Annotated in this window: 14 protein-coding genes; 9 read left to right on the top strand and 5 right to left on the bottom strand. The window is 68.0% G+C overall.

What is annotated here, in order from left to right:
• Positions 1-116: 116 nt before the first annotated feature.
• The 4 genes from DBV14_RS29305 to DBV14_RS29290 all read right to left on the bottom strand — a co-directional run bounded on the left by DBV14_RS29305 (position 117) and on the right by DBV14_RS29290 (position 4,378).
• Positions 117-1,301, bottom strand: coding sequence for an ABC transporter substrate-binding protein (locus tag DBV14_RS29305; protein ID WP_124464805.1), 1,185 nt, complete (start codon positions 1,299-1,301; stop codon positions 117-119).
• Positions 1,302-1,467: 166 nt separating this feature from the next.
• Positions 1,468-2,460: a PDR/VanB family oxidoreductase gene (locus tag DBV14_RS29300; RefSeq protein ID WP_124464803.1), complete on the bottom strand. Its 993-nt coding sequence runs from the start codon at positions 2,458-2,460 to the stop codon at positions 1,468-1,470.
• 38 nt (positions 2,461-2,498) lie between these two features.
• A complete protein-coding gene (locus DBV14_RS29295) occupies positions 2,499-3,275 on the bottom strand; it encodes a GntR family transcriptional regulator (protein WP_124464801.1) in 777 nt (258 codons plus the stop codon).
• Positions 3,272-4,378 (bottom strand): aromatic ring-hydroxylating dioxygenase subunit alpha, encoded by a 1,107-nt coding sequence (locus DBV14_RS29290; protein WP_124464798.1) that lies wholly within the window; start codon positions 4,376-4,378, stop codon positions 3,272-3,274. Before DBV14_RS29290 ends, DBV14_RS29295 begins: the two co-directional genes overlap by 4 nt.
• Before the next feature lie 147 nt (positions 4,379-4,525).
• On the opposite strand from DBV14_RS29290, the gene DBV14_RS29285 reads away from it, so the two are divergent.
• Genes DBV14_RS29285 through DBV14_RS29275 form a run of 3 tightly spaced genes read left to right on the top strand, consistent with a single transcriptional unit; the run spans position 4,526 to position 7,781 of the window.
• Positions 4,526-5,647, top strand: a complete 1,122-nt coding sequence (locus DBV14_RS29285) for a 5-methyltetrahydropteroyltriglutamate--homocysteine S-methyltransferase (protein ID WP_124464796.1) — start codon at positions 4,526-4,528, stop codon at positions 5,645-5,647.
• A gap of 27 nt (positions 5,648-5,674) precedes the next feature.
• Entirely contained in the window at positions 5,675-6,364 is a 690-nt protein-coding gene (locus DBV14_RS29280; protein ID WP_124464794.1) for a glutathione S-transferase family protein, read from the top strand.
• A gap of 37 nt (positions 6,365-6,401) precedes the next feature.
• Complete coding sequence (locus DBV14_RS29275; RefSeq protein ID WP_124464792.1) at positions 6,402-7,781, top strand: phospholipase D-like domain-containing protein; 1,380 nt, start codon at positions 6,402-6,404, stop codon at positions 7,779-7,781.
• Here DBV14_RS29275 and DBV14_RS29270 read toward each other — a convergent pair.
• Complete coding sequence (locus tag DBV14_RS29270; RefSeq protein ID WP_124464790.1) at positions 7,759-8,520, bottom strand: TetR/AcrR family transcriptional regulator; 762 nt, start codon at positions 8,518-8,520, stop codon at positions 7,759-7,761. The genes DBV14_RS29275 and DBV14_RS29270 overlap by 23 nt on opposite strands.
• 92 nt (positions 8,521-8,612) lie before the next feature.
• On the opposite strand from DBV14_RS29270, the gene DBV14_RS29265 reads away from it, so the two are divergent.
• The 6 genes from DBV14_RS29265 to DBV14_RS29240 all read left to right on the top strand — a co-directional run bounded on the left by DBV14_RS29265 (position 8,613) and on the right by DBV14_RS29240 (position 17,649).
• Positions 8,613-9,623, top strand: a complete 1,011-nt coding sequence (locus DBV14_RS29265; protein ID WP_124464788.1) for an HlyD family efflux transporter periplasmic adaptor subunit — start codon at positions 8,613-8,615, stop codon at positions 9,621-9,623.
• A 161-nt stretch (positions 9,624-9,784) separates the two neighbouring features.
• The gene (locus DBV14_RS29260; RefSeq protein ID WP_124464786.1) at positions 9,785-11,596 is read left to right on the top strand and encodes an ATP-binding cassette domain-containing protein; all 1,812 of its coding nucleotides are present in this window, start codon (positions 9,785-9,787) and stop codon (positions 11,594-11,596) included.
• Positions 11,593-12,729, top strand: a complete 1,137-nt coding sequence (locus DBV14_RS29255) for an ABC transporter permease (protein ID WP_124464784.1) — start codon at positions 11,593-11,595, stop codon at positions 12,727-12,729. The genes DBV14_RS29260 and DBV14_RS29255 overlap by 4 nt, the downstream gene beginning before the upstream one ends.
• A 15-nt stretch (positions 12,730-12,744) precedes the next feature.
• Positions 12,745-13,872 carry an ABC transporter permease gene (locus DBV14_RS29250; RefSeq protein WP_185546161.1) on the top strand — a complete coding sequence of 376 codons (1,128 nt, stop codon included), beginning with the start codon at positions 12,745-12,747 and terminating at the stop codon, positions 13,870-13,872.
• A 15-nt stretch (positions 13,873-13,887) separates the two neighbouring features.
• Entirely contained in the window at positions 13,888-15,519 is a 1,632-nt protein-coding gene (locus tag DBV14_RS29245) for an efflux transporter outer membrane subunit (RefSeq protein WP_124464782.1), read from the top strand.
• Between the two features lie 351 nt (positions 15,520-15,870).
• A complete protein-coding gene (locus DBV14_RS29240) occupies positions 15,871-17,649 on the top strand; it encodes an Ig-like domain-containing protein (RefSeq protein WP_124464780.1) in 1,779 nt (592 codons plus the stop codon).
• Positions 17,650-17,724 lie beyond the last annotated feature (75 nt).

Raw genomic sequence — 17,724 nt, 5'->3', positions numbered from 1 at the left:
CGGCGCGGGCGGCGCCCTGAATGAACCAAGCAGCAGCCCCCAAACGCACAACGCGGCAAACGAGAGAGCAAGGTGTCATCCCCGATCCCCGCTAGCCGCGAACCCAAAGGAGACGATTACTTCGCCTTGCCCGGATCCTTCACGCCCTTGATCACGTCGAACTCGACGTTGTACAGCTGCCCGTCCTTCTTCTCGACCTTGCGAAGGTACACGTCCTGCACGATGTCGCGCGTCTGTGCGTCGATCAGCACCTGGCCGCGCGGGCTCTCGAAAACCTGGCCCTTCATTGCGGCCAGCAGCGCTTCGCCGCCGCCCTGGCCCTTCGTCGTCTTCAGCGCTTCGTAGATCACGCGCATGCCGTCATACCCGCCCACCGCCATGAAGTTCGGGCGCATCTTCGGGTTGGCCTTCTGGAAGGCTTCCACGAACTTCTTGTTCGTTGCCGATGGGTGCGCGGCCGAGTAGTGGTGCGACGTGACCACGCCCAGTGCGCCGTCGCCCATGTCGTTCAGTTGATCGTCGTCCGTCACGTCGCCGGTGGCGATCATCTTGATGCCGGCCTTGTCCATGCCGCGCTCCAGGAACTGCTTCATTACCGCCGCGCCCGCGCCCGAGGGCACGAACACGAACAGCGCGTCGGGCTTGGCGTCGCGCACCTTCTGCAGGAACGGCGCGAAGTCGGGGTTGCGCAGCGGCACGCGCAGCTTCTCGATCACCTTGCCGCCGTTCAGGATGAAGCGCTCGCTGAAGAACTTCTCGGCGTCGTTGCCGGGGCCGTAGTCGGCCACCAGCGTCACCACCGTCTTCACGCCGTTCTTGGGTGCCCAGTCGCCCATGGCGACCGACACCTGTGGCAGCGTGAAGCTCGAACGGATGATGTACGGCGAAGCCTCGGTGATGCTCGACGTGGCGGCGGCCATGACCAGCTGGGGCGTCTTCGACTGGGTGGCGATGGGCGCCACGGCGAGGGCCAGGGGCGTCAGGCCGAAGCCGGCCAGCACGTTGACCTTGTCGTTCACCACCAGCTCTTGCGCCAGGCGCTTGGTCACGTCGGGCAGGCCGGTGTCGTCCTTGACGATCAGCTCGATCTTCTTGCCGGCCACGGTGTCGCCGTTCTGGGCCATGTACAGGCGCGCGGCGGCCTCGATCTGGCGGCCGGTGGAGGCCGACTGGCCCGTCATCGGGAGGATCAGGCCGATCTTGAACTTGTTGTCTTGCGCACTGGCCGACGAGGTTGCGAGCGACATGGACAGCGCAAGCGCCGACAGGGCTGCGGTCTGGATGAGATGGCGTCTTTGCATGAGTTTTCCTTTAGGGGACGGAACGCGAAACCGGGGCTATTTTCAACACTTTGCAACACTTGGCGCAGCAGGCAACCACCTAGCCTGCTCCCGCCACGGGGCTTTGTTGCGCGATCAACAAATGAACTGCGCGATGATCGCGCAACGTGGCCTTCGCCTCGAAGGTTCAGCTGTCGGCGCGGTATGCGGAGTCGAGCGTGAGCGTACCCACCGCGCGTGACACGCAGGCGCAGATGCGGGTGGTCGATTGCTTTTCGTGGTCGCTGAGAAACACGTCGCGGTGGTCGATTTCGCCGTCGACCGCGAGCACGTCCATGGCGCACAGGCCGCATTCGCCGCGCTTGCAGTCCCACAGCGTCTGCACGCCCGCCGCGTCGAGCGCTTCGAGCAAGGTGCAGTCGGCCGGAACGGTGATCGCCAGGTCGTGGCGGGGAATGCGCACCTCGAACGATTGGGTGGCCAGCCGGCCGCTGCTGCCGAAGGTTTCGAAGCGCAGGTCGGCAAGGGGCCGGCCGGCCGCATGCCAGGCGCGCTTGACGGCTTCGAGCATCGGCACCGGGCCGCAGGTGTAGAGCTGGCCGCCGGGCGGCAGCGCGGCAATGGCGGCCGCGAAGTCGATGGGGGCCGAACCCTCATGCGCCGCCACGCCATCGCCCAGCGCTTCGCGCAAGTGGTCGAGGTAGCCGAACTCGCCCGCATGGCGCGCGCCGTAGAGCATTTTCACCGGCACGCCGCTGCGCCGTGCATGGGCGCCCAGGCGCTGCGCCATCAGCACCAGCGGCGTGATGCCGATGCCGCCCGCCACCAGCAGGTAGCCGGGGGCCGACAGGTCGAGCGGAAAGTGGTTCTGCGGCGCGCTCACCTGCAGGCGGTCGCCCACGGCCAGCCGCCACATCGCGAGCGAGCCGCCACGGCCGTCGTCGAGCCGCTTGACGGCAATGCGCCAGCACTGGCCATCGCCCTCGCCGACCAGCGAATACGAGCGGGTCTGCAGGCGGCCCTGCGCCGTCATCACCTGCACCTGCAGGTGGGCGCCGGGCTCGTACGGCGCGGCGGCAAGGCCACCCGCATCGGGGCGCAGCTCGAACTCGCGCACGGTGGGCGTGACGTCGCGCAGCGCAACCACCTGCGCCTGCATCCATTGAAGATCGCTTTTCATCGGGGGAACACCAAGGCAAGAAAAAAGACGGCAGCCTGTCAGCCGCGCCGGCGAATCAGCTGCACGCCGGGCAGCGGGCGCTGCTCGGCGGTCGGCGTGCCATGCAGGGCCTCGCGCAGGTTGCGCCGCGCGATGCGGCTGTGCTCGCGCATCAGCGCTTCGGCACGCGAGCCTTCGCCGGACTCGATGGCATCGAGCACCTGCACGTGCTGGTCTTGCGCAATCACGAGCATGTCGCGCGCGGCGGGCGAATTGGCCTGCACGATGACGAAGCCCGAGGGGGAGGCGAACGGCAGATTGACGACGCGCTCCAGCTGCTGCGCGATGACGGGGCTGCCCGCCATTTCGCAGAGCAGCGCATGAAAGCGCTCGTTGTGCGTCACGTAGCGCGAGAAGGCCGCGTCGTCGAGCGCGGGCTCGCGCAGCAGCTCGTCGATGCGCGCCAGGCAGGCGCGCGCTTCGCGCAGCACCACGGGCGCCGCGCCGCGCTCGGCCGCGAGCCGGGCGACAAGGCCTTCGAGCGTGCCGCGCAGCTCGATGGCGTCGGCCACGTCGCGCTCGGAGAACGTGCGCACGGCATAGCCGCCGTTGGGCAGCGCTTCGAGCAGGCCTTCCTGTTCGAGCCGCATCAGCGCGGTGCGCACCGGCGTGCGCGACACGCCAAGCTGCTCGGAGATGGCCACTTCGGCAATGCGCGCGCCGCCGGGCAGGTCGCCCGCGAGGATCAACTCGCGCAGCCGCAGCTGCGCCTTCACGGCCTGCGAGCTGCCGCTGTCGCCGGGCTCGGCGGTGGGGGAAACGGCTGCGACCTTCATGCGGCCTGCACCTCGACAGGGCGAATCGGAATCGCGGCGCGCGCGGGCTTTTCCTTCTCGACCATGCGGTCGATCAACCGGCGCGCCCACATCGAGCCGGCGTCGATGTTGAGGTTGTAGAACTGGTGGTCGGGGTGGTCGTCCATGGCTTTCTGCTGCGCTTCGAGCACCAGTTCGTCTTCGCGGAAGATGCCGGCCACGCCTTCGCGCAGTTCGTGCGTCAGGCGCTGCTCGCCGATGCAGTAGTTGCGCGCAAAGGCCCAGAAGTACAGGCAGGTCTTGTCGGTCTCGGGCGTGATGGTGTTCAGCACGTAGCCGTTCACGCCCTTGCTGCGGTCGCCCGGGTTGCCGTCCTTCGGCACGGCGCCGCTGCCCGCCTCGGCCACGCCGACGTCGATGTTCACCGTGCACGGCCCCTCGAAGCGAATGATCTGCCAGCGGTCGACCTTGCCCGTGTAGCCGCGCGCATGGCGTATCTGCCCACCCCAGAACGGCGGCGCGTCGATGCCTTCCATCCAGCGCGTGACGGTGGCCGAGCGGTCGCCGTGCGTGGCCACGAATGGCGCCTCGGCCACTTCGCGATTGCCGATCGACGAGCCGTGCACGAAGGTCTCGTGCGTGAGGTCCATGAGGTTGTCGACCACCAGGCGGTAGTCGCAGTGCACGCGAATCATCTTGCCGTCGCCGGCCCAGGCGGGGTCGTCGTTCCAGTGCATGTCGGGCACCAGCGCCGGGTCGGCCTTGGCCGGGTCGCCGGGCCAGATCCAGACGAAGCGGTGCTTCTCGACCACCGGAAAGCTGCGCACGCAGGCCGAGGGGTTGAGCGTTTCCTGGCTCGGCATATGAGTGCAGCGGCCCTGGCTGTTGTAGACCAGCCCGTGGTAGCCGCAGACCACTTCGTCGCCTTCGAGCCGGCCCAGCGAGAGCGGCATCAGCCGGTGCCAGCAGGCGTCTTCGAGCACTGCCACCTGCCCGTCGGTGCGGCGGAACAGCACCACTTTCTGGTTGCAGATGGTGCGTGGCAACAGCGCGTGGCGCACCTCGACGTCATAGGCGGCGGCGTACCAGGCATTCAGTGGAAAGGCGGTCGTGGGCGTTTTCATGAATACTCAATGTATACAGAAAATAGAAAATTTCCAGCCGAAAACGCCAATTCAAGGGTAAGTACGGAGATATCTGTATACAAACAAGGCACACCGGAACGATTTACGATCAGCCGTTCGTTACCAGCCACGACGGAGTTTTCATCCATGTCCCAGCACGCCGCCCTGCCCGCCCGCTACGACCACGTGGGCAGTTTCCTGCGCCCCAAATACCTTCTCGAAGCCCGTGAGCAGAACGCCAAGGGCGAGATCACGCCCGAGCAACTGCGCAAGGTCGAAGACAAGGCCATCACCGAGATCGTCCGCTTCCAGGAAGACATCGGCCTGAAGAGCATCACCGACGGCGAGTTCCGCCGCACCTACTTCCACATCGACTTTCTCGACCAGCTCGGCGGCGTGAAGACCGACATTCCGGTCACCATCCGCAAGCCCGACGGCACCGAGGAACTGGCGCCGCCCGCCATGCGCGTGATCGACAAGGTGCGCCACGTGAAGGACATCCAGCTTGCCGACTTCCAGTACCTCAAGAGCCAGGTGTCGGCCGGCCGCACGCCGAAGGTGACCATTCCCTCGCCGACCATGCTGCACTTTCGCGGTGGCCGCGCGGGCATCAGCAAGGACGCGTACCCCGAGCTCGACCCGGTGTTCTACGACGACGTGGCCAAGGCCTACGGCGACGAACTGCGCTCGCTGGCCGCAGCCGGCTGCACCTACGTGCAGATGGACGACACCAACCTCGCCTACCTGTGCGACGAGCACATGCGCGAAGCCGCACGCAAGCGCGGCGACGACCCGAACGAACTGCCGCACCGCTACGCCGCCTTCATCAACAAGGTGGTCGCGCAGAAGCCGCCGGGCATGCTGCTGGCCATGCACCTGTGCCGCGGCAACTTCAAGAGCACGCACGCCGCCGCCGGCAACTACGAGCCCGTGGCCGAGGCGCTGCTGAAAGAAATGGACCTCGACGCCTACTTCATGGAATACGACGACGCCCGCTCGGGCGACTTCAAGCCGCTGCGCTACCTGCCCAAGGGCAAGACGGTGGTGCTCGGCCTCGTGACCACCAAGTTCGGCGAGATGGAAGACAAGGACGAGCTCAAGCGCCGCATCGAGGACGCCGCCAAGTACGCACCGCTCGAACAGCTGGCGCTGTCGCCGCAGTGCGGCTTCTCGAGCACGGTGCACGGCAACAACATCGCGGTGGAAGCGCAGCGCGCCAAGCTGCGCCTGGTGGTCGAGACCGCGCAGGAGGTCTGGGGCTCGACCTGAAGCGCCATTTCTGGTGAAGTCGGGGGCATGACGAAAACACCCCCCGCCACCCGGATTCTCTCGGGCCCGCTCAGCATGTTCGGCGCCAAGGTGCAGATCGCCGCGCTCGAAAAAGGCATTCCCTTCGAGCTGACGATGGTGCCCTTCATCGCCGGCGACGCGTACGAGCCCAAGCACCCGGACGTGCTGCGCGTCAACCCGGTCAAGCAGCAGGTGCCGGTGCTGATCGACGCCGACGTGGCGCTGTTCGACTCGACGCAGATCTTCGAATACCTCGAAGACCGCTACCCGCCGCCCGAGTGGCTCGCGCTGTGGCCCGAAGGCATTGCCGAGCGGGCTCGCGCGCGGCAGCTGGAGCAGAAGGCCGACGAGGTGTTCTTTCCGAACGTCATCAAGCTGTTCGGCCTGCAGGAGGCCATGCAGAGCGCGCCGGCCGTGGCCGCATGCGCCGCCTGCGCGCGCTACTACGAAGAAATGGAAGGCCTGCTGGCCACGCGCGAATACCTTGCAGGGCCCTACACCTTCGCGGACATCGCCTTCTACATGGCCTGCGTGTTCGCCGATCGCAAGGGCGCCGGCATGACCGATGCCACGCCGCGCCTGCTGGCCTGGCGCACCCGCGTGGGCGACCGGCCCGCCGTGCGCGCGGTGGTCGATCCGATGATGCGGTTCCTGGCCTCGCAAGGGCGTGGCGTGCCGGCTTTCCTGCAACGCTGAGCGGCCGGCGGCGCGGCGCTGAGGCATCATGGGCCCCATGCCGAATACAAGGTTCGACTGGCTGCCCTCCCCTTCGCAGCATTTTCTCGTCGTCACTTTTGCGCTGCTCGTCTACGTGCTGACCACGCGGGCGCGCCGCGAGCAGCGTGCGCCCACCACGGCCATTGCCTGGGTCATGGGGCTGGTGCTGCTGCCCTATTTCATCCTGCCGATGTACCTGCTGTTCGGCCAGCGCAAGCTGCGCCCGGCGGGCTCGCCGCGGCCGCCGCGCTCGGTGCCGCCGGGGCACTGGGCCGCCGACCTCATCGAGAGCTTCGGCCTTGCGCCGCCGGGGCGCTGCGCGATCCGCATGCACGCCGACGGCGAGGCCGCGCGCGAGGCGCTGTGGCAGGTGATGGACGGCGCGCGCGAGCGCATCGACGTGTGCACCTTCATCATCGGCGACGACGAACTGGGCCATGCCGTGATCGCCCGGCTGGCGCAGCGCGCGCGCGAAGGCATCAAGGTGCGCGTGCTGCTCGACGGCTTCGGCGCGCTGTCGCTGCCGCGCCATCACTTCGACCGGCTGCGCGCGGCCGGCGGCGAGGTGGCCGTGTTCCGCCCCTTCTTCAGCCTGCGCCGCATCGGCCCGCGCAACCTGCGCAACCACCGCAAGTTCACCATTGCCGACGACAGCTGGCTCTGGTCGGGCGGGCGCAACCTGGCGGGCGAATACTTCACCGGCAACGAAAAGCACCCCGAGGCCTGGCGCGACCTGTCGTTCGACCTGCACGGCAGCGTGGCTGCCGCCGCCGCGCGCCAGTTCGATCACGACTGGAGCTCGGTGCGCGGCCGCAAGGCCCGCGCCATCACCGCCAACGACGTGCCCGAAGGCCCCGGCACCGCCATGGCCCAGTTCCTGCCGAGCGGCCCCGACCAGACCGAGGACACCGCGCACGCGCTGCTGATCGACGCGTGCTTCCGCGCCGAGCACCGCGTGCTGGCCATCACGCCCTACTTCGTGCCCGGCGACGGCCTGCGCGATGCGCTGCGGCTGGCCGCGCGGCGCGGCGTGCAGGTGACCATCGCCATGCCCGCGCAATCGAACCACCGCCTTGCCGACTTCGTGCGTGCCCGCGCCATGCGCGACCTGGCGCGTGCCGGCGTGAGCTTTCGCATGCTGCCCTTCATGGCCCACGCCAAGGCCGTGGTGGTCGACGACGAGCTGGCCATGTGCGGCTCCATCAACCTCGACCTGCGCAGCCTGCTGCTGAACCACGAGGCCGCGGTGGTGTTCTACGGGCACGCCGACATCGAATGGCTGGCCGAGTGGATCGAGACCACCGCCTCGGCCGGCGAGCCCTACCGCGCGCGGCGTCCGGGGCTGATGCGCGACGTGGCCGAAGGGCTGCTGCTTACCGTCGCTTTCCAGCTTTAGCGGCGGGTGCGCCGGCCGGCGCGGCGGGCCTGGCCTGCGCGGCCACCGCCTCCAGGCCGGCCAGCACATAGCGCATCAGGTCGTCCGCCAGCGCCCCGGTGTCTTTCACGGCCGGCAGCACCTTGTTGCCCAGGTCCTTGGGCGCCACCATCAGCACGATGCACGGCAGCACCGTGAACAGCAGGCTGCGCTGCACCGAGGGATGGTCTTCAGGCAGGCCCATGATGGCACCGATCAGGCCGCGCAACAGCTTCGCCTTGGGCAGCACGGCCTGGCGGATCATCACCGGCATGGCCGGCGACGGCGACAACGCCTCGCGCAGCACCACCCGGAAACCCCAGGGCGCCTTCGGCTGGCCGCCCATCTCGATCAGGTGCGTGAGCAGGGCCCGCAGCTTGAGCCGCGGATCGGTGGGCGCGCTCGCCAGGCCGACCAACTCGTCGATGCTCACGAGCTGGCGGTGCGCCTCGACCAGCACTGCTTCATACAGCCCGTCGCGGCTGCCGAAGTGATAGTTGACGGCCGCCATGTTGGTGCCGGCGCGGGTGCAGATTTCCTTGCTGGTGCTTTCGGCAAAGCCGCGTTCGGCAAACAGCTGGCCCGCCGTCTCGAGGATGTGCAGGCGCGTGGTGTTGCCATCGGTGCGCTGGGTGCGCGCCGCGGCAGGTGCAGGTGCGGCAGGTGCGGCGGATGCGGCCGGAACGGCCTTGGAAGAACGGATGGAAGAGCGGGTTGCCATGAGGCGCAAGGCTAACCGAAACAAAAAAATAGTTCAAATTCAAATTTCAATTTGATAACATCCAACGAAATCCTTGCCCGGGAAATGCGTCCATGAACAAGAAGCCCCTCATCGCAATCGCCGTCGTGGCCGTACTCGTCGCGGCCGGTGGCTGGTGGTACGCCCAGCGCGGCGCGGCGCCGTCCGACCAGCTCGTGCTGTACGGCAACGTCGACCTGCGCCAGGTGTCGCTGGCCTTCAACGCCAACGAGCGGGTGGCCGAACTTGCCGTGCGCGAAGGCGATCGCGTGCGCGCGGGCCAGGTTCTGGGCAGGCTCGACACCCGCTCGCTGGTGCTGCGCGCGGCGCAGTCGCAGGCGCGCATCGGCGTGCAGGAACAGGCGCTGCTGCGCCTGAAGACCGGCAGCCGCCCGGAAGAAGTGGCGCAGGCCAACGCGCAGGTCACGGCGGCGCAGGCCGATGCCGACCTTGCACAGCAGCAGCTCGCACGGCTGCAGGCCATCGGCCAGAGCACGGGTGGCCGCGCGGTGAGCCAGCAAGACCTCGACAGCGCGCAGGCCCGCCGCAAGGTGGCGCTGGCACAGCTCGACAACGCGCGCAAGGCGCAGCAGCTCGTGGTGACCGGCCCGCGCAAGGAAGACATCGGCCAGGCGCAGGCACAGCTCGAATCGGCCCGCGCCGACCTCGCGCTCATGAACCACCAGCTGGCGGAGGCCGAGCTCAAGTCGCCCATCGACGCCGTGGTGCGCGCCCGCCTGCTCGAGCCCGGCGACATGGCCTCGCCGCAGCGCCCGGCCTTCACCCTCGCCATCACCGATCCCAAGTGGGTGCGTGCCTACGTGGCCGAATCCGACCTGGGCCGCGTGCGCGCGGGCCAGGAGGCCCGCGTGACCACCGACAGCCAGCCCGGCGAAGCCATCGCCGGCAAGGTCGGCTACATCTCGTCGGTGGCCGAGTTCACGCCCAAGACGGTGCAGACCGAGGAACTGCGCAGCAGCCTGGTCTACGAGATTCGCGTGATGGTCGATGACACGCAAGACCGGCTGCGGCTGGGCATGCCGGCGACCGTGCGGCTGCAGCTGGCGCCGAACGGCAAGCAGTGATGACGGGCCTTGCCGACCACCGCCGCGCATTGCTCCCTCCCCTTCCGGGGGAGGGCTGGGGTGGGGGCAAGCGGCGTATCCATCGAGCGCTCTGCCTGCCCCCATCCCAGCCTTCCCCCAGAGGGGGAAGGAGCAAGACACCCGGCATGGAGGGCCGTTGAATGCCCCGCGCTGACCCGGCCGTCATCGGGCGCTCGCTGCACAAGCGCTTCGTCGTCAAGGCGTCGAAGACACCCGTGCACGCGCTGGCCGATGTATCGCTCGAAGTGCCCGCCGGCACGCTCACCGCGCTGGTCGGCCCCGACGGCGCCGGCAAGACCACGCTGCTGCGCCTCATGGCCGGCCTGATGCGCGCCGACCAGGGCGAGCTGCGTGTGCTGGGCATCGACGTGTCGGCCGACCCGCAGGCGGTGCAAGACCGCATCAGCTACATGCCGCAGCGCTTCGGGCTGTACGACGACCTGAGCGTGCAGGAAAACCTCGACCTGTATGCCGACCTGCACGGCGTGCCCCGGGACAAGCGCCGCGCGCGCTATGCCCGACTGATGGAAATGACCGACCTCGGCCGCTTCACCGGCCGCCCCGCGGGCAAGCTCTCGGGCGGCATGAAGCAGAAGCTGGGGCTGGCCTGCACGCTGGTGCGCTCGCCCGACCTGCTGCTGCTGGACGAGCCGACCGTCGGCGTCGACCCGCTCTCGCGCCGCGAGCTGTGGCAGATCGTGCAGCAACTGGTCGATGACGAAAAACTCTCGGTCATGGTCAGCACCGCGTACCTCGACGAGGCCGAGCGCTGCAGCCATGTGTTCGTGCTGCGCGGCGGCCAGTTGCTGGCGCAGGGCGCGCCGGCCGAACTGCGCGACCGCGCGAACGGCCTGTGCTTCGTCGCCACGCCGCCGAGCGGTGAGGCACCAAGGCGGCTGCAGGCGCGGCTGCTCGATGCGCGGCAGGACATCGTCGATGCCGTGCCGCAAGGCGGCGAGGTGCGCTTCATCCGCCGCCGGGATGCGGACGGCGGGCGGATCGACGCGCTGCTCGAAGGCGCGCACACCGAGCCGGTGTCGGCGCGGCTCGAAGACGGGTTCATGACGCTGCTGCGCACGCAGCAGGCAGGCGAAGGCGCCGCACCCGCCATGGCCGCCACCACCACCGCGTCACCACCCTCGACAACCGCGTCCAGCGAAGTCGTCATCGAAGTGAAAAACCTCGTGCGCCGCTTCGGCGATTTCACCGCCGTGGCGAGCACCAGCTTCTCGGTGCGGCGCGGTGAAATCTTCGGCCTGCTCGGCCCCAACGGCGCGGGCAAGACCACCACCTTTCGCATGCTCTGCGGCCTGTTGCCCGCCAGCGGCGGCCAGTTGCGCGTGGCCGGCGTCGACCTGCGGCATGCGCGCGCGCAGGCCCGCCAGCGCATCGGCTACGTCTCGCAGAAGTTCGCGCTCTACGGCAACCTCACGGTGCGCGAGAACCTCTCGTTCTTCGGCGGCGCGTACGGCCTGCGCGGACAGAAGCTGCGCGAGCGCATGGACACCGTGCTGCGGCAGTTCGACCTTGCGGACGAACTCGATGCGCCCAGCGGCCAGTTGCCGGGCGGCTACAAGCAGCGCCTGGCCATGGCCACCGGCCTGCTGCACGAACCCGAGATCCTGTTCCTGGACGAGCCCACCAGCGGCGCGGACCCGCTGGCGCGCCGCGAATTCTGGCGCCGCATCACCGCGCTGGCCGAAGGCGGCACCACCGTCGTCATTACCACGCACTTCATGGAAGAAGCTGAGTACTGCGACCGCATCGTGATCCAGGACGCGGGCAAGGTGCTGGCCATCGGCACGCCGCAGGAAGTGCGCGCGCAGGCGCAGGGTGGCGAAGACGGCGGCCAGCGCATCGACATGGAGCAGGCCTTCATCGGCATCGTCGAGAAGGCGCGGCGCAAGGACAAGGACACCGCCGCCAGGCAACCCGAGGGAGCCACGACATGAGCGGCTTCTGGTCCCGCCTGGTCTCGCTCACGCGCAAGGAGTTTCGCCAGCTGCTGCGCGACCGCAGCAACCTGGCCATCGGCATCCTGCTGCCGATGGTGCTGATCCTGATCTTCGGCTACGGCATGTCGCTCGACGTGAAGAACGCGCCGGTGGCCGTGGTGATGGAAGACGCCTCGCCCACCGCTCACGAAGCCATTGCCGGCCTGCAGCTTTCGCCCACCATCGCGCCGGTTCTGCTGGGCTCGATGCATGAGGCCGAGGCGCTGATGCGCGAGCGCAAGGTCGACGGCATCGTGCGCGTGCCCAGCGATTTTTCGCGCGCGCTGGCTGCGGGCAACGCGCGCGTACAGCTCATCGTGCATGGCGCCGACGCGGGGCGTGCCAGCATCATCCTGGCCTACGTGAGCGGCGCCCTCGCGCAGTCGGCGGTGCGGCAGGCCGACCGCAACGGCAACGCCTCGGGCGCCGATGCGCCGGCCGTGGGCCGCGTCACCATCGAGCAGCGCATGTGGTTCAACACCGCGAACACCAGCACCTGGTACCTGGTGCCGGGCCTCATCGTGCTCATCATGACGCTGGTCGGCGCCTTTCTCACGGCACTGGTCATGGCACGCGAATGGGAACGCGGCACGCTGGAGGCCCTGTTCGTCACGCCCGTGAGGCCGGTCGAAATTCTGCTGGCGAAGATCATTCCGTACTTCGCGGTCGGCATGCTCGGGCTCACGCTGTGCCTGCTGGCGGCGCGCTTTCTTTTCGCGGTGCCGATGGTCGGTTCGCTGGCGGTGGTGGTGTTCAGCTCGATGCTGTACCTGATCGTGGCGGTGAGCCTGGGGCTGGTGATCTCTTCGGTCACGCGCAACCAGTTCCTGGCAAGCCAGGTCGCGCTGATCGCGACCTTCATGCCGTCGATGATGCTGTCGGGCTTTCTGTTCGACCTGCGCAACGTGCCCACGGCCGTGTGGGTGGTGGGCCACATCTTGCCGGCCACTTATTTCATGGACCTCATCAAGACGCTGTTTCTCGCGGGCGACGTGTGGCCGCTGATCTGGCGCAACTGCGCGATCTTGCTGGCCTATGCGGTGGGCCTGCTGGCGGTGGCGCGCGCGGTCACGCGCAAGAGCCTGGACTGAGGAAGAAAGAAAGCCATGACCGCCCTGCTCGACTTTCTGCACCGCGTGGCCAACCTCTGCCGCAAGGAGCTGCTGACGATCCTCAAGGACCCGGCGACGCGCGCCATATTGATCGCACCCGCGCTGCTGCAAAGCCTGATCTTCGGCTACGGGGCGACCTACGACCTGACGAACGTGCCCTATGCGCTGCTCGACCAGAGCCGCAACGGCGCCTCGTCGCAGCTCATCGCGCACCTCGACAGCACGGGCGTGTTCCACCGCGTGGCCACGCTGCGCACGCAGGCCGACATCCGCGAAGTCATCGACACCGAGAAGGCGCTGCTCGTCATCCAGATTCCCGCGAACTTCGAGCAGCAGCTCAGCGCCGGGCAGCCGGCGGCCATCCAGCTGATCCTTGATGCGCGCAACTCCAACACGGCGGGGTCGGCGGCCGGCTATGTGAGCGCGGTGGTCGAGCGCTACAACGCCGAGTTGCGCGAGCGCGTGGGCGCGCCGCCCGCGCCGCTGGTCATCGAATCGCGCGCATGGTTCAACCCGAACCTCGAAACGCGCTGGAACCTGTTGCCCGGCATGATCGCCGCGCTCAGCATGCTGCAGACGCTGCTGCTCACCGCGCTGTCGGTCGCGCGCGAACGCGAACAGGGCACCTTCGACCAGTTGCTGGTCACTCCCATGTCGCCGCTCGAAATCATGATCGGCAAGGCCTTGCCACCGGTGCTGGTGGGCCTGGTGCAGTCGTCGATGATCCTGCTGGTGGCGCTGTTCTGGTTCGGCATTCCGATGGCGGGCTCGCTCGTCACGCTGTACACGGGGCTGGTGTTCTTCACGGTCGCGAGCGTGGGCATCGGGCTGTCGATCTCGGCCGTGTCGGCCAACATGCAGCAGGCCATGCTCTACGCCTTCGTGCTGCTGATGCCGTTGATGCTGCTGTCGGGCCTGACCACGCCGGTGCGCAACATGCCGCACGCGCTGCAGGTGATCACGCTGGCCAACCCGCTGCGCTTTGCCATCGACCTGGTGCAGCGCGTGTACCTCGAAGGCGTGGGCCTGGGCACCGTGTGGCACAACCTGATTCCGCTCGCCATCATCGCCGCCATCACGCTGCCGCTGGCGGCCTGGCTGTTTCGCAACCGTCTTGTCTGACATCGGGAGCACGTCATGCCCCTTCCTGCATCGCCACCCTCTTCCCGTTTCACCGCGGTTGCCGTTGCCGCATCGGCACTCACACTCTCGCTCATGCTTGTCGGCTGTGCCGTAGGGCCCGACCACAAACCGGCTGAAGCCCGGGCGCCGGCCGACTGGTCGGCATGGCATGGCGGCTCGCCCGCGCTGCTGGGCCGGGAACGACAGGCCGCGTCGAACGCCAGCGAACCGCCCGGCGACTGGAAAGCCTTCAACGACCCGGTGCTCGACCGGCTCCAGGCGATGGTGCTGGCCGCCAACCCCGACCTGCGGACCGCGGCGCTGCGCTTTGCGCAGAGCCGCGTACAACGCGCCACCACAGCGGCCCAGCGGGCGCCGCAGGTGAATGCCAGCGCGGGCGTCACGCGGCAGCGGCAAAGCGAGAGGGGTGCTGCGACGCGGCTCATCGACGCGCTGGGCGCTTCATCATCGTCGTCGCCGTCTTCCGGCACTTCGTCTTCATCCGCGCCGAACCGCGACCAGTTGATCCGCACGCTCAGCGAGCCCTACACGCTCTACCAGGCCGGCTTCGATGCCTCGTGGGAAATCGACCTGTGGGGCCGCGTGCGGCGCAGCGTCGAAGCCGCCGATGCCGACATCGGCGCATCGGCCGCGCTGCTGCAACAGGCCACGCTCAGCGTGCAGGCCGAGCTGGCGCGCAACTACTTCGAGCTGCGCGGCACGCAACGCGAACTGCGCATTGCGCGCGCCGACATCGCGGCCGCCGCCGAGTCGCTCGAGCTGGTGCAGGCGCGCGCCAAAGGCGGCCTCGTGACCGACCTGGACCCGGTGCGGCAAAGCGCACTACTGACCGAACTGCGCGCGCGCATCCCCGCGCTGCAGCAGCAGGAGGCCGAAGCGACCAACCGCATCACGCTGCTGGCCGGCGCCCCGCCCGGTGCGTTGAACGCCGAGCTTTCAGATGCAACGACCACGGCCACCATCACCACGGCCGACGATGCGCCGGACACCCCCGCCCTGCCCGACTTCGCGCTGGGCCTGCCTTCGGACCTGGCGCGCCGCCGCCCCGACATCGCGGCGGCCGAGGCGCAACTGCATGCCGCCACGGCGCGCATCGGCGTGGCCGTGGCCGACCTGTATCCGCGCGTCACGCTGGGCGCGGGCTTCGGCTACGAATCGGTAGGCAGCGATCGCTTTGGCGAATGGGGCAGCCGGCAGTGGCACATCGGCCCGTCCATCAGTCTGCCGATCTTCGACAACGGGCGGCGCCGCAGTACGGTCGAACTGCGCGAGCTGCAGCAGCAGGAGGCCGCCGTGGCCTTCCAGCAGACCGTGCTCAAGGCCTGGCACGAAGTCGACTCGGCACTGAACGCCTACACCGCCGAGCGCCAGCGCAATGCGGAACTCGCCGAGCGCGAACGCCAGAGCCGCGATGCATTGATGCTCGCGCATGCGCGCCGTGCAGGCGGCCTTACCGATTTCGGCGTGGAACTGGACGCGCGCCGCGTGCTGCTGCAGGCCCAACGCGACCGTGCACAGAGCACCAGCCGGCTGTCCGTGAATTTGGTCACGGTCTACAAGGTGCTCGCTGGCGGCATGCCGCCAACCGACGCGATGGCTCAGCGCATGCGGCCTCCGTCATCGTGAAGAAATGCCCAAATAATAAGCAGCCACTACAGCGGGGCAAGGCACATTCCTACGAGGCTCAAATTTAAAATTGAGGCCTTACTGGTTAACTAACGCAGCGTCGAGTTCGGGAATGAGCGGTCCGCTCTTCATTCGATAAAAAAACAGGCCTGCGGCCAGTCCCCGCACTTCGGAAGCATCGGCGCCCTTCAGGGCGTTTCGCCCTCGGCGATTTCGATGCGATGCAGAAGCCTGACCGGCAAAGGTGGTCTCGGGCGGGGGTTCGCGTGCTTCGTGCAGCCCGTCTCCATCGGGTCGTCCGACGCCACTCCCCTTTGATTTTTGCCGAGCCCCCTCACGGGGAAAAAATCGATGCGATCCGACTATTCGCTGCTGGCGCCTGCGCGCCGGCTGGGCGCAGCCATGCCCGTTTTCTTCCTGGCCTGCGCCGCCCTTTTCCTGCTGTTGCTGCTTCTGCCGTTCACCCCCGCCAGGGCGGCCATGAACGAAGTCGGCCGCGCCACGCCCAGCGTTCATCGGCTGAAGTTTTTTGTCGACCCGCAACTGGTGGCCGACATCGGCGCGCCCGAAGCGGGACGCCGGCTCGCGCAATACGTGGCCGACATCAACACGGTGTTCACGCGGGAAACGGTGCGCAGCTTCGTCTTCGACCCCGCGAAAGACCTGCGCGTTGCCACGCCCGCATCGGCACCGCAGTGCGGCTTCAATGGCGTGGCCGAGCGGGAGATCGTGCTGTGCGTGTCGAAGTCGCAGCGCGGCTACAGCCATGGCGGCCTGACCACCAGCACCACCTTCCCGCCCAAGGGCGTGACGTGGAACCTCAACTGGACGGCCATTCACGACCCGTTGCGCCTGTCGCGCGCCATTACTCCGTCAGCGCCCGAGTCCACCGAGAAAGACTACCTCGGCCGCCAGCTGAAGACGCTGCTGCACGAGCTGGAGCACGTCTTCGGCGCGGGCTCCGGCGAGTACTACAGCGCCATCGCGGTGGCCGACACCACCGGCGTGGCACCTGTCACTGACCTTGAGCTTGCGAACCCGACCGACCGCTACTGGTGGACGCGCCAGAACTGGCGGCTCGACCCGCTGCTGGGCACGGTGTTCGAAGAACGCTTTTTCGACCCCGCCGCCAACCGCGTGGCCACGCTGGAGATGATCCATTTCACCGAAGGCACCAAGGCCAACATCAACACCGACTGGAGCGACTGGCCGAAGCTGGGCAGCTCGAAGTACATGGCCGCGACCACCGCGACGCAGGTGCGCGTGACCGACCGCGAGAGCGGCGCCGCGCTGGCCGGCGCGCAGGTGTCGGTGTGGCGCGACCCCGGCGCACGCAAGCCGCTGGAGCTGCTGGTGCAGGGCGCGGCGGACGCGAATGGCCGCTTCGCTTTCGACTGGCATTGCGGCTTCAGCTGTTTCGCGGTGGGCAAGACGAACCTGCTGGTGAAGGCGCAATCACCAGACCGCGCACCGGGTGCGACGTGGTTAACGATCTTCGATGCGTTCGAGCAGAAGGCCGTGCAGGGGCAGGACACGTTCACGATCGACCTGCCGCTGGGCATTCAGGACACGTACAAACCCACCGTGTCGCTGGCCGCGCCGGCGATGGCGACGGTGGGCCAGCCGACGACTCTTGCGCCGGTGGCGATGGACAACGTGGGCGTGTACGGCGTGAAGGTGGTGGGCGCCAACAGCCTGCCGATCTGCACGTTCACCGCGCCGCCATACACCTGCACGTGGACACCGACGGCACCGGGCACGCAGACGGTCCGCGTGATAGCTGTCGACGCAGCCGGCAACTCGGCGGTCGCGTCCGCCAACGTGATCGTCAGCGCGCCAGCCGACACGGTGGCGCCTGTGGTGACGTTCGCGGTGCCACAGCCCGCTGCAGTGGGCATGGCGACGCGGCTGTCGGCCACGGCGACCGACAACGTGGGGGTTGCGGAGCTGAAGTACATCGTTGATGGACAGGTTGTGTGCAAACTGCGAGCCACGCCTTATGTCTGCGCCTGGACTCCCGTGAAACCGGGGACTGCGAACATCGAGGTACGTGCTGTCGATGCGTCGGGCAACGTGGCGGCTACTTCTGCTGCTTTGCGTATCGACGGGATGCGTGCCGAAGACATGTAGCGCTGGTGTTCTTGGCGCTGCTGTTTGGGAGCGGGAGCGGGAGCGGGAGCGGGGTCATTCTTTGGCGCGTGCGAC

The organism is Variovorax sp. KBW07 (assembly GCF_003852515.1).
Taxonomy (GTDB): domain Bacteria; phylum Pseudomonadota; class Gammaproteobacteria; order Burkholderiales; family Burkholderiaceae_C; genus Variovorax.
This window is presented reverse-complemented; position numbering and strand designations above follow the sequence as displayed.